The sequence below is a fragment of the Rhodovulum viride genome, from assembly GCF_003265965.1.
GTDB classification, from domain to species: Bacteria; Pseudomonadota; Alphaproteobacteria; order Rhodobacterales; family Rhodobacteraceae; genus Rhodovulum; species Rhodovulum kholense.
Genome location: NZ_MUAV01000028.1, coordinates 31420 through 46832, shown reverse-complemented (window position 1 = coordinate 46832; position 15413 = coordinate 31420). Strand labels below are relative to the sequence as shown.

20 protein-coding genes are annotated in these 15413 nt (G+C 68.2%); 9 read left to right on the top strand and 11 right to left on the bottom strand.

All coding sequences use genetic code 11. From position 1 onward, the window contains the following. Window positions 1-103 precede the first annotated feature (103 nt). Window positions 104-865 carry a phosphoribosylaminoimidazolesuccinocarboxamide synthase gene (gene purC, locus BYZ73_RS18215; protein ID WP_108027001.1) on the bottom strand — a complete coding sequence of 254 codons (762 nt, stop codon included), beginning with the start codon at window positions 863-865 and terminating at the stop codon, window positions 104-106. 254 nt (window positions 866-1119) lie between these two features. Between purC and BYZ73_RS18210 the strand changes: the two genes are divergently transcribed. Both BYZ73_RS18210 and bmt read left to right on the top strand, forming a co-directional pair. Continuing rightward, window positions 1120-1434, top strand: coding sequence for a DUF1476 domain-containing protein (locus BYZ73_RS18210; protein WP_075785628.1), 315 nt, complete (start codon window positions 1120-1122; stop codon window positions 1432-1434). A 113-nt stretch (window positions 1435-1547) separates the two neighbouring features. Beyond that, window positions 1548-2561: a betaine--homocysteine S-methyltransferase gene (gene bmt, locus BYZ73_RS18205; protein ID WP_108026999.1), complete on the top strand. Its 1014-nt coding sequence runs from the start codon at window positions 1548-1550 to the stop codon at window positions 2559-2561. 76 nt (window positions 2562-2637) lie between these two features. On the opposite strand, the gene BYZ73_RS18200 is transcribed toward bmt, so the two are convergent. After that, a complete protein-coding gene (locus BYZ73_RS18200) occupies window positions 2638-3768 on the bottom strand; it encodes a PA0069 family radical SAM protein (RefSeq protein WP_112317173.1) in 1131 nt (376 codons plus the stop codon). 184 nt (window positions 3769-3952) lie between these two features. On the opposite strand from BYZ73_RS18200, the gene BYZ73_RS18195 reads away from it, so the two are divergent. The 3 genes from BYZ73_RS18195 (at window position 3953) to BYZ73_RS18190 (ending at window position 6249) form a co-directional block, all read left to right on the top strand. Next, the gene (locus BYZ73_RS18195; RefSeq protein ID WP_112317170.1) at window positions 3953-4657 is read left to right on the top strand and encodes a corrinoid protein; all 705 of its coding nucleotides are present in this window, start codon (window positions 3953-3955) and stop codon (window positions 4655-4657) included. Between the two features lie 795 nt (window positions 4658-5452). Continuing rightward, window positions 5453-5614: a hypothetical protein gene (locus tag BYZ73_RS22850; RefSeq protein WP_165828029.1), complete on the top strand. Its 162-nt coding sequence runs from the start codon at window positions 5453-5455 to the stop codon at window positions 5612-5614. Next, window positions 5611-6249: a DUF1638 domain-containing protein gene (locus tag BYZ73_RS18190; protein WP_245943221.1), complete on the top strand. Its 639-nt coding sequence runs from the start codon at window positions 5611-5613 to the stop codon at window positions 6247-6249. Before BYZ73_RS22850 ends, BYZ73_RS18190 begins: the two co-directional genes overlap by 4 nt. Window positions 6250-6255: 6 nt before the next feature. Here the strand turns inward: BYZ73_RS18190 and BYZ73_RS18185 are convergent, their stop codons facing one another. Then, on the bottom strand, window positions 6256-6675 hold the full coding sequence (locus BYZ73_RS18185) for a PaaI family thioesterase (protein WP_112317168.1): 420 nt from the start codon (window positions 6673-6675) through the stop codon (window positions 6256-6258). A gap of 59 nt (window positions 6676-6734) precedes the next feature. Between BYZ73_RS18185 and BYZ73_RS18180 the strand changes: the two genes are divergently transcribed. Further along, complete coding sequence (locus tag BYZ73_RS18180) at window positions 6735-7523, top strand: enoyl-CoA hydratase (RefSeq protein WP_112317167.1); 789 nt, start codon at window positions 6735-6737, stop codon at window positions 7521-7523. Window positions 7524-7575: 52 nt separating this feature from the next. Here the strand turns inward: BYZ73_RS18180 and BYZ73_RS22845 are convergent, their stop codons facing one another. The 5 genes from BYZ73_RS22845 to BYZ73_RS18160 form a co-directional block, all read right to left on the bottom strand. After that, window positions 7576-7734, bottom strand: a complete 159-nt coding sequence (locus BYZ73_RS22845) for a hypothetical protein (RefSeq protein ID WP_170120313.1) — start codon at window positions 7732-7734, stop codon at window positions 7576-7578. Between the two features lie 233 nt (window positions 7735-7967). Then, the gene (locus BYZ73_RS18175; RefSeq protein ID WP_108026989.1) at window positions 7968-8225 is read right to left on the bottom strand and encodes a hypothetical protein; all 258 of its coding nucleotides are present in this window, start codon (window positions 8223-8225) and stop codon (window positions 7968-7970) included. A 52-nt stretch (window positions 8226-8277) separates the two neighbouring features. Next, a complete protein-coding gene (locus BYZ73_RS18170; protein WP_112317166.1) occupies window positions 8278-9756 on the bottom strand; it encodes a carboxypeptidase M32 in 1479 nt (492 codons plus the stop codon). 6 nt (window positions 9757-9762) lie between these two features. Further along, window positions 9763-10908, bottom strand: a complete 1146-nt coding sequence (locus BYZ73_RS18165) for a COX15/CtaA family protein (RefSeq protein ID WP_112317165.1) — start codon at window positions 10906-10908, stop codon at window positions 9763-9765. Window positions 10909-10963: 55 nt separating this feature from the next. Beyond that, on the bottom strand, window positions 10964-11704 hold the full coding sequence (locus tag BYZ73_RS18160; RefSeq protein WP_112317164.1) for an RNA methyltransferase: 741 nt from the start codon (window positions 11702-11704) through the stop codon (window positions 10964-10966). Window positions 11705-11774: 70 nt separating this feature from the next. Here BYZ73_RS18160 and BYZ73_RS18155 point away from each other — a divergent pair, with 70 nt between their 5' ends. Together BYZ73_RS18155 and BYZ73_RS18150 are read left to right on the top strand one after the other, a co-directional pair. Beyond that, window positions 11775-12104 carry a TfoX/Sxy family protein gene (locus BYZ73_RS18155; protein WP_112317172.1) on the top strand — a complete coding sequence of 110 codons (330 nt, stop codon included), beginning with the start codon at window positions 11775-11777 and terminating at the stop codon, window positions 12102-12104. 73 nt (window positions 12105-12177) lie between these two features. Beyond that, window positions 12178-12798 (top strand): thiamine phosphate synthase, encoded by a 621-nt coding sequence (locus tag BYZ73_RS18150; protein ID WP_112317163.1) that lies wholly within the window; start codon window positions 12178-12180, stop codon window positions 12796-12798. A 20-nt stretch (window positions 12799-12818) separates the two neighbouring features. Here BYZ73_RS18150 and olsA read toward each other — a convergent pair whose 3' ends face one another. The 3 genes from olsA to BYZ73_RS18135 all read right to left on the bottom strand — a co-directional run bounded on the left by olsA (window position 12819) and on the right by BYZ73_RS18135 (window position 14756). After that, window positions 12819-13634, bottom strand: a complete 816-nt coding sequence (gene olsA, locus BYZ73_RS18145) for a lyso-ornithine lipid O-acyltransferase (RefSeq protein ID WP_245943220.1) — start codon at window positions 13632-13634, stop codon at window positions 12819-12821. Next, entirely contained in the window at window positions 13631-14407 is a 777-nt protein-coding gene (gene olsB / locus BYZ73_RS18140; protein WP_112317162.1) for an L-ornithine N(alpha)-acyltransferase, read from the bottom strand. Before olsB ends, olsA begins: the two co-directional genes overlap by 4 nt. A 166-nt stretch (window positions 14408-14573) precedes the next feature. Further along, window positions 14574-14756: a DUF3553 domain-containing protein gene (locus tag BYZ73_RS18135; protein ID WP_108026974.1), complete on the bottom strand. Its 183-nt coding sequence runs from the start codon at window positions 14754-14756 to the stop codon at window positions 14574-14576. Between the two features lie 35 nt (window positions 14757-14791). Here BYZ73_RS18135 and BYZ73_RS18130 point away from each other — a divergent pair, with 35 nt between their 5' ends. Further along, window positions 14792-15397 (top strand): histidine phosphotransferase family protein, encoded by a 606-nt coding sequence (locus BYZ73_RS18130; RefSeq protein ID WP_108026972.1) that lies wholly within the window; start codon window positions 14792-14794, stop codon window positions 15395-15397. Window positions 15398-15413: the final 16 nt, after the last annotated feature.

Genomic DNA, 15413 nt, shown 5'->3' with positions numbered 1-15413 from the left:
CGGCCCGCCGTCAATCGCGCCGGGGCCGCGCGCCCCGCACGCTGCGTCTGGGATCATGTTCGGTGGAACCCTGTGATGACACAAGCCGAACACGCTTACCCTTTCAATTGATCAGGGTCGGCTTGCTGGGATGCGAGACATTGGTGGGCAGCACCCCCAGACGCTTGGCCACCTCGGTATAGGCATCGGTCAGCGAGCCCAGATCGCGGCGGAACACGTCCTTGTCGAGATGCTGGCCGGTCTTGACGTCCCAGAGCCGGCAGCTGTCGGGGCTGATTTCGTCGGCGACCACCAGGCGCATGAAGTCGCCTTCCCAGATCCGGCCGATCTCGATCTTGAAATCGACCAGCTTGATGCCGACCGCGACCATGATCCCCGACAGGAAGTCGTTGACCCGCAGCGCCAGCGCCACGATGTCATCGAGATCCTGCTGACCGGCCCAGCCGAAGGCGATGATATGTTCCTCGGTGACCAGCGGATCGCCCAGCCCGTCGTCCTTGTAGTAGAACTCGATGATCGGGCGCGGCAGCTGGGTGCCTTCCTCGATCCCGAGCCGCTTGGACATCGAGCCCGCGGCGATGTTGCGCACGACCACTTCCAGCGGAATGATCTCGACCTGGCGGATCAGTTGTTCGCGCATGTTGATGCGCTTGATGAAGTGCGTCGGCACCCCGATCGCGTTCAGCCCGGACATGAAGAATTCGGACAGGCGGTTGTTCAGCACCCCCTTGCCCTCGATCACGTCATGCTTCTGGGCGTTGAAGGCGGTCGCATCGTCCTTGAAATACTGCACCAGCGTCCCCGGCTCGGGTCCTTCGTAGAGAATCTTCGCCTTGCCTTCGTAGATCTTCTTCCGACGTGCCATGGAAACTCCGAATGCGATTGGCGCGGGTGGCAGAGGTGCGCCCGCGCGATTTGACGCGCTTGTAGTCCAAGCCGCGCCCTGCCGCAAGGCGGCTGCGCGGTCCCGGCAGCCTGCCGCCTTGCGGTTGCCGCCCGCCGAAGGCGTCGCGCGGTCTTGCCGTCCGGCCGCGCCCCTGCCAACGTGTCTCTAGGCAGAGGGCGGAAGTTCCCTTAAATGGCATGCACCGCAGGAATTCCACGACGGGGGGAAGAAACATGACCACGTTCGACGACCGCGAGCTCGCTTTCGAAAACAAGTTCGCTCACGATTCCGAACTTCAATTCAAGGCCGAGGCGCGGCGCAACAAGCTGCTGGGTCTGTGGGCCGCCGAACTGATGGGTCTGAGCGAGGAAGCGTCGCTCGATTACGCAAAGCAGGTCGTGAAAGCCGATTTCGAAGAGGCGGGCGATGAAGACGTTTACCGCAAGGTGTCGTCCGATCTCGGCAGCCGGGTCGACGAACCCACGCTGCGCGCCAAGATGGCCGAGCTGATGGTCCTGGCCAAGGAACAGATCATGAGCGAATCCTGAGCCCGGAGGCGCCTGCCCCGGCAGGCGCGCGCCCCGGACTCTCGATCCGCCGCCGGTCCCGGGCGGGCTGACAGCCCAGCCGGGCGGTTTCAAATGCAAGAGGACTCCTCAGTATGACCGACGCCCTTTCCCGTTTGCTCGCAGAGCGCGACTGGCTGATGGCCGATGGCGCGACGGGGACCACCTTGTTCAACATGGGGCTGAGCTCGGGCGAGGCCCCCGAGTTCTGGAATGCCGACGAGCCCGACAAGATCCGCGCGCTTTACCGGGGCTCGGTCGAGGCCGGGTCGGACATCTTCCTGACCAACAGCTTTGGCGGCAATGCCTCGCGGCTGCGTCTGCACGAGGCCCAGGACCGGGTGGGCGAGCTGAACCGCCTGGCGGGCGCGCTGGCGCGCGAGGTGGCCGATGCCGCGGGCCGGCCGGTGGTCGTTGCGGGCTCGGTCGGGCCGACCGGCGAGATCATGGAGCCGATGGGACCGCTGTCCTATGCGCGCGCGGTCGAGATCTTCCACGAACAGGCCGAAGGGCTGAAGGAGGGCGGCGTCGACCTGCTTTGGGTCGAAACGATCAGCGCCCCCGACGAATACCGCGCTGCCGCCGAAGCCGCGAAGCTTGCCGACATGCCCTGGTGCGGCACGATGAGCTTCGACACTGCCGGGCGCACCATGATGGGCATGACGTCGGCGGGGCTGGCCGAGCTGGTCGAGAAACTGCCCTACAAGCCGCTCGCCTTCGGCGCCAATTGCGGCGTCGGCGCCTCGGACCTTTTGCGCACGGTGCTGGGCTTTGCCGCCGCCGGAACCGAATGGCCGATCATCGCCAAGGGCAATGCGGGCATCCCGAAATATGTCGACGGGCATATCCATTATGACGGCACGCCCGAGTTGATGGCCGATTACGCCGTGCTGGCCCGCGACTGCGGCGCCACCATCATCGGCGGCTGCTGCGGCACCACGCCCGAACATCTGCAGGCGATGCGTGCAGCGCTCGAAACCCGCCCGCGCGGCCCGCGGCCCAGCCTTGACGAGATCACCGACCGGCTGGGCGGGTTCTCGTCGGCATCGGACGGCACCGGCGACGGCGAAGGCCCGGCCCGCGCCCCGCGCCGACGTCGCCGCAGCTGAGACAAACCCCGGGCATTGCCGCAATGCCCGGCCCCCATGCACCTCCAGACGGTTGCGACGGGAATTTCTTCCGCGATCAGAACAGGGACAGCTGATCTCCCGCCCGCGGCGGCACCCGGAAAAGCGCGGTTGAAAGCTCGGGCTGCGCGGTTGCCAGCCCCAGCCGGGCCACGGTCAGCCGGAACCGCTGGGCGACGATCTCGGCATAGGGCCCCTCGCCCCGCATCCGGCGGCCCCAGTCGGGGCTGTAGATCTCGCCCCCGTGCATTTCGCGCAGCCGCGCCAGCACCCGCCCCGCCCGGTCGGGACAGTGCCGGGCCAGCCAGTCGGAGAAAAGCGGCCCGACCTCGCGCGGCAGGCGCAGCATGATCCAGCTGGCAGCCTCTGCCCCGGCCGCCCGCGCCCGCGCCAGAATCGCCTCGAGTTCTGGATCGGTCAGCGCCGGGATCACCGGCGCCACCATCACTCGCACCGGCACCCCCGCCGCGGCCAGCCGTTTGATGGTCTGCAACCGCCGCTCGGGCGCGGGTGCGCGCGGCTCCAGACGTCGCGACAGGTCCCGGTCGAGCGTCGTCACCGAAATGCCGACCCGTACCAGATCAAGCTCGGCCAGTTCGGCCAGAAGATCGAGATCGCGCTCGATCAGCGCGCCCTTGGTCACCACTGCCACCGGATGGCGGAAATCGCGCAGAACCTCCAGCAGCCCGCGCATCACGCGATAGCTGCGCTCGATGGGCTGATAGGGGTCGGTATTGGTGCCGATGGCCAGCGTCGCGGGCCGGTAGCCGCGGCGCGACAGCTCTTCGGCCAGGACCCTTGGCGCCTCGGGCCGGGCGATCAGCCGGGATTCGAAATCGAGCCCGGGCGACAGCCCCAGCCAGGCATGGCTGGGCCGGGCAAAGCAGTAGATGCAGCCATGTTCGCAGCCGCGATAGGGATTCACCGACCGGTCGAAAGGCACATCGGGCGAGCTGTTGCGGGTGATCGCCGAACGGGGCCGCTCGATCCGGGTTTCGGTCCGCAGCGGCGGCGGCGCCTCGCCCGGGTCCCAGCCGTCATCCTCGGGCGTGACCGCCAGCCGGTCGAACCGGTTCGCGGGATTGCCGCCCGCCCCGCGCCCGGGCGTCGGCCCCTGCCCCGGAAAGCTCCCGGGCGCAGGGGCTGGCAAGGGGCCTGAACCGGCCGGGAAGGTCCGCGCGCGTGTCATGCGCCGAGACTGGAACATAATGCGAACATTTGCAACGATCCCGCCCCTCCCGGCGGGTGCATTTTTGGGGCAAGGTCGCATCGGGAAGGCGGCTGGTCGCAATTCGGTAAGCCTTGCGGGTGCAAACTCCCGATGAAGGGACAAGAGGGTCCGGCAGGGCGTCGGGCCCGATTGGGAGCATGAGATGGCCGAGGAAGACGACGACATCGTCCTGGCGGAGCTGCCGGATGACGAACTGGTCCCGCAGATGCAGGACGACCTTTACGACGGGCTCCGGGACGAGGTCGTCGAAGGGGTCGAGATTCTGCTGTCGCGTGGCTGGGCGCCCTACCGGGTGCTGACCGAGGCGCTGGTCTCGGGCATGACCGTCGTCGGCCACGACTTCCGCGATGGCATCCTCTTCGTGCCCGAGGTGCTGCTGGCGGCCAATGCCATGAAGGGCGGCATGGCGCTGCTCAAGCCGCTTCTGGCGGAAACCGGCGCGCCGCGCATGGGCAAGATGGTGATCGGCACCGTCAAGGGCGACATCCACGACATCGGCAAGAACCTTGTCGCGATGATGATGGAAGGCGCCGGGTTCGAGGTGGTCGATCTTGGCATCAACACCGATGTCGACCGCTATCTCGTCGCGCTCGAAACCGAACAGCCCGACATTCTGGGCATGTCGGCGCTGCTGACCACCACCATGCCCTACATGAAGATCGTCATCGACACGATGGCCGAAAAGGGCATCCGCGACGACTATATCGTGCTGGTGGGCGGGGCGCCCCTGAACGAGGAATTCGGCCGCGCCATCGGCGCCGACGCCTATTGCCGCGACGCGGCCGTGGCGGTCGAGACCGCAAAGACCTTCGTCGCCCGCAAGCACAACAGCGCCGCGGCGGGCTGAGCCGCGCAGTCGAGACACGCAGCCCTTCGGTCCAGATGGCCAGGGCCCGGAGGACGCCGAAACCGTCCAGACCCCGGACCGGGCTCGCCAACCCCCCAGGCAGGGGATGTACGACCGCCGGGCGAAGCCATCGTCACCGGGCGATTGCGTCGCTCGGCGGCCGTCGAACTGGCCGTGCCGTTTCAGCAGGGTGTGCGATCCGAACAAGGTTGTCGAAACGAACGGGCGGGTTCTCCCAAACCCGCCCGCCGCGCGAAAGCCGGTGCGCCTACCCCCCGGAAACGCCTGGAGCGCCCCCGTGCCGGCAATCGCCGCAGCGGCCGATCCTCCCCCAGGCCGGCCGCTGCCTGTCCTCTCGGTGTCCAACAAGCCTATCGCTCCACGCCCCGCTGGGCATGGCGCTGCGTTTTCAGGATCGGTGTCCTAGAGGCCAGCGCCCTGAAGGCCCCTGTCTTCGACGCCGGTTCTGTCCGCGCCGGTCATCTCTCTGGTCTCGGGGCCTGCGAGTGCGAAATATCAAGTCGACGCCCCCGATCCACGCCGCGCCCGGCGTCGATCGCTTTCCCTACGCAGACCCTCTGACTGACACTCCGGTACCGAAAACAAAAAACCTGCTGCGGCCTCACCGCTCGGCCGAAAGGATCGTTTGCGTATGCCGCAGCGTAACACAGGACCCGGCAAAAAGCCAGCACCGCGTAGCTTTTTCTAATTATTCCAACTCTTTGGCGCGAAGTTCCCGAACGACCCTTGCCGGGCCATCGGCTTCGGCCCACATCGGTTAAGAAAGGAGACGCCATGCCTGTCCGTCGTCTTGCCCTGCTTCTGACTGCCGTGATTGGCGCCGCCGGTCTGACCGTGTGGCTGGCCGCGCTTCTGCCTGCCAGCGGGGTCGCATGGCTGCTGCCACTGGCGCTGGCCGCCGCGGTGGGATTGCGCCTGCTGCAGAGGCGCAGGTGAGCGCGCCCGACGACCGCAGCCTGACCGAGACCGGCCTGCCGCCCGACGGCACGGGACGGGTTCTGGTGATCGGCTGCGGCGCGCTCGCCCACGAGATCCTGGCGTTGAAGCGGCTGAATGGCTGGAACCATCTGGACCTGACCTGCCTGCCAGCGATCTGGCACAACCACCCCGACCGCATCGCCCCCGGGCTCCGCACGCTGGTCGAGCGGCACCGCGCCGCCTATCCCACGATCCTTGTCGCCTATGCCGATTGCGGCACCGGCGGCGGTCTGGCCCGCACCTGTGCCGAGCTTGGGGTCGAGATGATGGAGGGCCCGCATTGCTATGCCTTCTTCGAAGGCCAGGCCGCTTTCGCCGCCCGCGCAAGCGAGGAAATCGACGCCTTCTACCTCACCGATTTCCTGACCCGGCAGTTCGACGCCTTCGTCTGGCGCCCGCTCGGGCTTGATCGCCACCCCGAACTGGCGCCGCTTTACTTCGGTAACTACCGAAGCCTCGTCTATCTGGCCCAGACCGAGGATGCCGCGCTCGACCGGCAGGCAGCGGCCTGCGCCGCGCGCCTCGGGCTTGCCTACGAGCGGCGGCCCACGGGTTATGGCGATCTGGCGGCCTTCCTGGCCGGGCGCGGCTGAGCCGGGCTATTTCGGCGGGATCGAATAGGTCAGGCTGGCCCGGGCCACGATCTCATCGCTGTCGTCCGAGCGGATCATCGCATCGCCCACCGCCAGCACCCGGCCCAGCTTCAAAAGCCGCGCCTCGCAGATCAGGTCGCGCCCGGCGGCGGGCTTGCGCATGAAGTCGATGGAACAATTGGTGGTGACCGCCAGCGCCTTCGGCCCGATCATCGCCAGCACGGCCAGATAGATCCCCACATCGGCCAGCGCGAACATCGACGGCCCCGACACCGTGCCGCCCGGCCGCAAGTGCCGGTCGGTCACCGCCAGCCGTACCCGCACCCGCATCGGCGCGACCTCCTCGACGACGAACTCCTCGCCGACCTGCGGAAACGCGCTCCGCAGAAAGGCGGTCAGCGCCGCCACGTCCATCACTGGCTGCATGGGCTTTCCCCTCCTCCCGTTCCGCCCTAGTCTTCGCCGCCTGAGGGAGGAGACACAAGATGACCGAGATCCTGTTACGTGACGACACCCGGGGCGTGGCCATCCTGACGATGAACGCGCCCGAGCGGCTGAACGCGCTGTCCGACGCGATGCTGGCCGCGCTGCAGGACCAGATCGACGCGCTGGCCGAGGACCGCGACACGCGCGTGGTGATCCTGAAGGGCGCGGGCAAGGCGTTCTGCGCGGGTCACGACCTGAAAGAGATGCAGGCCGGGCGCCAGGCGCTCGATGGCGGCAAGGCCTATTTCGCCGATCTCTTCGCGCGCTGCGCACGGGTGATGACGGGGCTCATGCGCCTGCCTCAGCCGGTGATTGCGGCGCCCCATGGCATAGCCACCGCGGCGGGCTGCCAGCTGGTTGCCTCTTGCGATCTGGCAGTCGCGGCCGAGGGTACGCGCTTTGGGGTGAACGGGGTCAATATCGGCCTGTTCTGTTCGACGCCGATGGTCGCGCTGACCCGCACCATCCCCCGCAAGCACGCCTTCGAGATGCTGACCACCGGCCAGTTCATCGAGACCGGCCGGGCCGAGGCGCTGGGGCTGATCAACCGTGCGGTTCCGGCGGACATGCTGGACGATGCGGCCTGGCGGCTGGCAGAGACGCTGGCGGGCAAGCTGTCCCCCGCGCTCAGGGTGGGAAAGGGGCTTTTCTACGACCAGCTGGAACAGGGCATCGACGCGGCTTATGCCATGGCGGGCGCCGCAATGGTCGAGAACATGATGCTGTCGGAAACAGAGGAAGGGATCGGCGCCTTCCTGGAAAAACGGCCTCCCGCCTGGCAGGCTTGAGGTCTCATGATCGGGGCCGGGCGATGTCCGCCCGGCCCTGATCCTCATCGCGTCATTCCGCCGGCACGGCGCGGGCAGCGGCGCGTTTCTCGCGGCGCTCGCGCGAGGCTTTCAGCTGCTCTTCGGTCTGGCGAAGGTTGATATAGGCGAAGGCAAGCACGAAGCCGAGGGTGCCAAGACCCAGAACGGCGTTGATCGCATCGATATCCATTGGTCGTGTCCTCTCTGTGCAGGTTGCAATGTACAAGGGTTACGCGGCGCCTCCGGCATCGGATCACCACCCCGCCCGAAAAATCTTGAAATCCAACGGCATGCGGCCGGTGCGCGACGAAAGACGCAGGACAAGCCTTTGAAAGAAGGCGGAAAAAAGGCGCGCTCTCGCCACATTCAAACGAATGTGAGCACCACATCCGGGCGCAGTCGGGCCCGAAGGGCGGGGCTGGCCTAGCGGATCAGCAGGATCACCAGCAGCAGGAAGACCAGAAATCCGAGACTGCCGGCATGGGCGAAGATCAGGCTTGTCAGAAAGAGTCCCGCAAGCACCGCCGCCACGATCAGGACCTGCTCGCTCAGCGGCCGCGCCGCGAGCCGCGCGGCAATCTCGTCGGGCGGGCGGCGCCACCACAGACGGGCAACAATGGCGAAGGCCACCCGGCGGGCGGGGGTCCAGATCGTCTGCCAGAGCCGGTCATGCCAGGTCATGCCACCCTTTCTAGCAGCGCCGTCCCCCCGGGGCCAGCCTGGGGGCGGGCCCTCAAAGCCCGTAGATCTCGCCGAACTTGGCGTCGAGATAGTCGAGAAGCGGTGCCTCGGTCGGCGCGAACCCGCAGGCCCGGCGGATCGTCTCGGCCGGTTCGTAAAGCCCGCCGGACCGCTGCACCTCGGATCTCAGCCAGGTGGTCGCGGGTTCAGCATGGCCCCGCGCCAGATCGGTGTCGAGCGTGGGCACCGCGGCACGGAGCGCCTGATACAGGCAACCCGCATAGACATTGCCCAGCGTATAGGTCGGGAAATAGCCGAAGAGCCCCACCGACCAGTGCACGTCCTGCAAGAGCCCGTTCCGCGGCCGGTCGACCGCGACCCCGAAATCGGCCTCGAAACGGGTGTTCCAGGCCTCTTCCAGATCTTCGACCTCAAGCCGCCCGGCGATCAGGTCGCGTTCCAGATCGAAGCGCAGCATGATGTGCAGGTTGTAATGCACCTCGTCCGACTCGGTGCGGATATGACCCGAATGGACCCGGTTCACCGCGGCATAGAAGGCGTCGGCCTCGGCCGCGCCCGCCGTGCCGAAGACCTCGGCCATCCGCCCGAAAAGCCAGGAGCAGAAGGCGCGACTGCGGCCAAGCTGGTTCTCGAAGATCCGGCTCTGGCTTTCATGCACCCCCATCGAGACGCCGGCCCCCAAGGGCGTCAGCCCATAGGCCGGGTCGATCCCCTGTTCATAGGCGCCATGTCCGGTCTCGTGCAGCGTGGAATAAAGCGAGCCCAGCGGCTCGGTCTCGTCGACCCGGGTGGTGATCCGGACATCGGTGCCCGAGCCCGACGTGAAGGGATGGACCGAGAAATCGAGCCGCCCGTGCCGCCAGTCATAGCCGAAATGGGTGGCGACCTCGCGCGAGAGCGCCATTTGCCCGGCCTCGGGGAAATGGCCCGAAAGCGGTGCGGGCGCCCGGCCCGAGCCCATGATCCGTTCGCGAAGCCCCACCAGACGCGGGCGCATTCGGTCGAACATCGCGGCCAGCGCCCCCGCCGTCGCGCCGGGCTCGTAATCGTCGAGAAGCGCGTCGTAAAGATCGCCGCCCATGGCCAGCGCCGCCGCCTCTTCGCGCTTCAGCCGCACCACCTCGCGCAGCGTGGGCAGGAAATGCGCCACATCGTCGGCGGCGCGCGCCTCGGCCCAGATCCCCTGGGCGCGGCTCGTGACCCGGGCGATCTCGGCCGACAAGGTCTCGGGCAGGCGCGTCGCGCGGGTATAGCTGCGGCGGATATGGCGCATCTGCGCCCGGCCGGTCTCGTCGAGCAGGTCGTCGTCGATGGCCCCCAGCCAGTCACCCAGACGCGGGTCGGTCCGGCGGCGGTGCAGCACCGATTCCAGCGCCGCCATCTCTTCGGCGCGCTGGTGCGCGGCACCGCGCGGCATCATCGTCTCCTGGTCCCAGCCCAGCCGCATCGAGACCTGCGACAGTGCCTCGGTCTCGTGCTGAAAGGCCATCAGATCGTCAAAGGCGGTCATTGCGCGTCACCCCCGGATGGATTGCTGAAGAGGATATTGCGCCATGAACCGGGCGCGCAGCACAAGAACCCACAGAAGGACGGCGCCCACCAGATGGGTCAGCGCCATATGCCACTGGCCCGCGTAAAGCACCGACCCGACCCCCAGAACGCCTTGCCCGAAAACCATCACACCCAGCCAGTCGAAGGCGCGCCGGGTGCGGGCATGGGGGCTTTTGCGGCCGCGCAGCCAGGCCGCAAGCCCCAGCAGCACGACCAGATAGCCAAGCCCGCGATGGACGAACTGCACAAGGCCCGGATTGTCCCAGATGTTGCGCCAGACCGGCTCCAGCGACAGCGGCTCGGGCGGCAGGAGGCCACCCGCCATCAGCGGCCAGTCGGGAAAGCTGCGCCCCTGATCGAGCGCGCCCAGCATCGCTCCGAACAGGATCTGCAGGAAGGCCAGATGCATGACCCCGGTCGCCATGCCGAAGGCGCGTCCGTCGCGGGCGCGGCGGGCCTGCATCAGCTGCGCCTCGGGGCGACGCAGCAGCATCGCGCCCCAGGCGGCCAGCCCCAGCCCGGCGAACCCGAAGCCCGTCATCGCCGCCAGCCGCAGCGAAGCCGCGTCGAAAGGCGCGGGCAAGAGCCCCGCGGACCCCATCGCCCAGTCGGCCGCGCCGATCCCGAGGATCGTGCCGCCAAGCGGCAACAGCCGCAGCGCCCAGCCCTTGGGGAGCTTGCCGAAGACGAGAAAGCCCAGATAGCCCAGGGCCCAGACCAGGGCCGCAAGCGTCCCTGCCTGCCGGATGCCCCAGTCCCACCAGTAAAGCCGCTGGAAGCCCGCAAGGTCGGTGCTGCCGCCCGCCGCCGTGAAACGGTCAAAGGCGGAGGACCATCCGGCCGGATCGAGCGGCGGCAGCTGCCCGTAAAGCGGGCCGAGCCCCGGAAGGGTCGCCGGATGGCCGGTCAGCCGCGCGACGCCGTTGGCGATCAGCATCGCGGCGATCAGCACGAAAACCGAGATCAGCCACCAGGCCACGGCCCCCCGCGCGCCGCGCCGGGCGGCGCGGTCGATGGCGCCGGGCTGGACGACCGGGCGTTCCAGCGGCGCCTCGGTGCCGACCTCCTCGAAGATGCTGCGGGTCTTTGCCTTGCTGCGGGTCTTGCTCATCGGCCCCCCTCCGTCTTGCGTCGCGAGACTAGGCGGGCGGGCGCGGCGCTGCAAGTCACTCGCCGCGGCCCCTGACGCGCGTCAATTGCCGCAGCATCCCGTGCAGGATCTGCACATCGGGCCGGGTCAGCGGCATCCGGCTCCACATGTTGCGCAGCGCCAGTTTCATCCCCGGCGCCTTGGGTTCGGGGAAGAAGAACCCCGCCTCGGACAGGCGCTCTTCGTAATGTTCGGCGAGCTTTTCGACCTCGAGAAGGCTGGCAGGTTCGGCCCCCGCCATCTCCAGCCGTTCCGGCAGGACCTCGGCGGTCTGGCGGCGCCATTCATAGGCGCTGAGAAGCACGCATTGCCCAAGGTTCAGAGAGGCGAAGTCGGGGTTCACCGGCACGTTCACGATGGCATTGGCCCGAGCGATGTCGTCGTTTTCCAGCCCCGCCCGTTCCGGCCCGAACAGCACCGCAACCCGGCGCCCCTCGGCCAGCATGGCGCGGGTCTCGGTCATCGCCTGTTCGGGGGTGACGACGGGTTTCGTCAGACCGCGCGGCCGCGCTGTGGTGGCGAAGACATAGTCGCAATCGGCGACCGCCTCGGCGGTCGAGGGAAAGATCCCGGCATGGTCAAGAAGCCGCCCTGCGCCGCTGGCCAGCGCCACCGCGCGCGGATTCGGCCAGCCGTCGCGCGGATCGACCAGACGCATCCGGTCTAGCCCGAAATTCCACATCGCGCGCGCCGCCGCCCCGATATTCTCGCCCATCTGCGGGCGGACGAGGACGAAGACGGGCTGGGCTGCTGTCATGGGGCTCGCTTCCTTCAAAAACGGCTGGGTGATACGCTTTGACCGGCAAAAGGGCAAGGCAGAGGGGCACATGGCGTTCGACGAGGGACTGGCCGAAGAGCTGCGGGCCGATCTGGACGAGGCCGGCTTTGTCACCGAACGCCGGATGTTCGGCGGGCTCTGCTTTCTGCTGGAGGGCCACATGGTCTGCGGCGCCTTCGGCGAGGCGGGGTTCTTCCGCGTCGGCCCCGACCGCGCGGCCGAGGCGCTGGCGCTGCCCGGCACGCAGCCCTTCGCGCCCTCGGGGCGGCGGATGACGGGGTTCATCTCGGTCGATGCCGATCTGATGGCCGACGACGCGCGGCGCGGGCAGATGCTGGCGCTGGCGCTGGCCTTCGTCCGAAGCCTTCCGCCCAAATAGGTCCGGCAGGCGGGCCGTAGCCAACCGGGAAAAACCCCGCTATAGCGGCGCCACGGATAAGAGGAGCCCGCAAATGGCCGAACCCGAGCGCCCGCAGATCTACCTGATCACCCCGCCCGCCTTCGATCCCGATAGTTTCGGCCCGCGCCTGGCCGGAGTGCTGGACAGCCATGACATCGCCTGCCTGCGCCTGTCGATGGCCAGCCGCGACGAGGATCTGGTGGCCCGCGCCGCCGACAGCCTGCGCGAGATCGCCCATGCGCGCGACGTGCCGCTGGTGATCGACACCCATGTCGGCCTGGTCGAGCGGCTGGGGCTGGACGGGGTGCATCTGACCGATGGCGGGCGCAGCGTCCGCAAGGTGCGCACGCTTCTGGGGGCCGATCCCATTGTCGGCGCCTTCTGCGGTGCCTCGCGCCATGACGGCATCGGCGCGGGCGAGGCCGGAGCCGATTACGTCGCCTTCGGGCCGGTCGGCGAAAGCGGGCTTGGCGATGGCAGCCAGGCCGAGCCCGATCTGTTCGCCTGGTGGTCCGAGATGATCGAGATTCCCGTGGTCGCCGAAGGCGCGCTCGATGTCGCCACGGTCGCGGCGCTGGCCCCGATCACCGATTTCTTCGCCATCGGTGAGGAAATCTGGCGCGAAGAGGATGCCTCGGCCGCGCTCGGGAAACTGATCGCGGCGATGGGCTGAGGCCCCGGCAGAGGCGCGGCCTAGCCTGCGGCGGCGCTCCGCACCGCCGTTTCGCAGGCCAGCGCCAGCGCCTTTCGGCTGGCGGCCTCCGCCACCCGGAGAGGCGGGTGATAGACCAGCTCGACCCCGCCGGGGCGTGCCGTCGCCAGAAGCTTCAGCGCATGCGGCCCGAACCCCATGTCGCCCCACCAGCCATAGAAGGCCGGGTCCTCGCCCTCGGGCGCGGTGTAGACGACCGTCACCGGCTGCACCCAGAGAATGTCGCGCAGGTCGGCCCCGAAAAAGGCCGCGAACAGCGTCGACTTGAAGGGCAACACCCGGCGCCCGTCGGTCGAGGTGCCTTCGGGAAAGAAAACCAGCCGGTGACCGGCCTTCAGCCGCGTCTCGAAAAGATCGGCCTGGGCCTTCGCCTCGCGCTTTTCGCGCGCGATGAAAACTGTTCCGGCCGCCCGCGCCAGCCAGCCGATGCCGGGCCAATCCGCAACCTCGGCCTTCGAGACGAAATAGACCCGCCCGCCCGCATTCAGCGCGAAGATGTCAAGCCAGGAGGCATGGTTCGCGACCAGCGCGCCAGGCGTGCGCATCGGTCGGCCGCGCCGCCGGTACCGCATCCCGAGGATGACCAGAGCGGTGCGGCTGACCGCCTGGGTGATCCAGGGCGTGACCGGCCGCCTCAGCCCGAAAAGCGGTCGTTCCACCAGCCGCAGTGTCAGCTTCAGCGCCATCCCGAGGCAGAGCAGCGCGATCAGCGCCCCCCCGCGCAGCACGACCCGCAGCCAGCCCGCCGCGTCGATCGGGGGCGTCTCGGGCGGCGCCGCGCCGCGCCAGGTGCTCACCCCTGCCCCCGCCCGTAGCGCGACCGGCTTTTCTCGTTCATCTTCGCGGTGTCCATCAACAGGCAGACATCGGTGGTGTTGAAGGCCCGGTCGATGAAGGCGCCCTCGCCCACGAAGCCGCCAAGCCGCAGATAGGCCTTGATCAGCGCGGGCATCGCCAGCATCACCCGCTTGCGGTCGATCTCGGCCTCGGGCATCAGGTCCATCCGCTGGAAATGCTCGGGCAGCACCCGGACCCGCAGATCGGGCGGCGCCAGATGGCGGTGATGCAGGTAGGACAGCGGCTCGGCCAGCGCCGCGGCATCGGTGCCGTGAAAGCTTGCCACCCCGAACAGCACCTCGATCCCCTGATCGAGCACGTAATCGGCCAGCCCGTTCCACAGGTGATACAGCGCGGTGCCGCCGCGATAGTCGGGATGCACGCAGGACCGGCCCAGCTCCAGCAGCCGCCGCCCCGAGGCCTTCAGCGCCGACAGGTCGTATTCGTCCTCGCTGTAGAACCGCCCGATGGCGGCCGCCCGGTCCGAGGTCAGCAGCCGGTAGACCCCCACCACATGGTCAAGCGCCGCCGCATCGCGCCTTGTGTCGATCAGGATCAGATGGTCGAAATGCGGGTCCAGATCGTCGCGTTCCAGCCGCGCCTCATGGTCCACCAGCGGCCCGTCCGCCCCCAGCTCGGCCACGAAAACCTCGTAGCGCAGGCGCTGAGCGGCCATCAGGTCGGCCTCGCCTCGGGCCAGACGAAGCTGAAAGAACTCCTCGGGCGGCTGCATCTCTTGACCCCACACCACATTGACGCCCGCTTCTAGGGCGGCACCGGCGCAAGTGCAACCGCGCGGCCTGACGCGGCCGGACCGGCAGATCGTGGCAGCGCGGGTGTTCGGGCTGCGTTAATGTCCCATTAACGATGATGGGGCAGCTTTGCGCCGTACATGTATATCAGGACTCGAAGACAGGCATGAGCTCGACCCGCGTTCCGTCGATGACGACTTTTCCGGCCTCGGTGAAATTCACCGTGATCCGCGCCCCGATGACCGATTGCACCTGGCCAAGGCCCCAGTCCGGCTGTCCCGGGTGGCGGACCAGCATTCCGGGTTCGAGGATCGCGTTCATCGGGTGCATCGGCTCTGTCCTTTCCGCGGGACCGGGAGGCTGCCATGACTGATCTGACAGCGCTTGTGGGATCGCGGATCTGCCACGATCTTATCAGCCCGCTCGGCGCGATCGGCAACGGGATGGAGCTTCTGGCCATGGCTGCGGCCGAGGCACCCGGCGACGCCCCGAGCGAGGAACTGGCGCTGATCTCGGACAGCGTGGCCCGCGCCAATGCCCGGATCCGCATGTTCCGCCTGGCCTTCGGCGCGGCGGGCGACGGGGCCGAGGTTGCCGGGCGCGAAGTCTGCGAGATCCTTGCCGACTATTACGGCGGCAGCCGCCATAACGTGACCGCCGAACCGCCCGCAGCGCTCAGCCGCGCCATGGCCAGGGTCGCACTGCTGGCGGTGCTTTGCGCCGAAACGGCCCTGCCCCGGGGCGGGCGCATCGCGCTGTCCTGGTCGGAGGGGCGCGTTTCCATGCAGGCCGAGACCGAGCGGATGAGCCTCGATCCGCGGCTCTGGACTCCGCTGACCGAAGGCGCGCTCTGCCATGAGGACCTTCGCCCCGCCGAGGTGCAATTCGCGCTTCTGCCCATCGCGCTGGCCGAGGCGGGACGGCGGCTGACCTTCGATCATGACGAAACCCACCTGACACTTGCCTTCTGAGGCAGGGCCCCGGCGC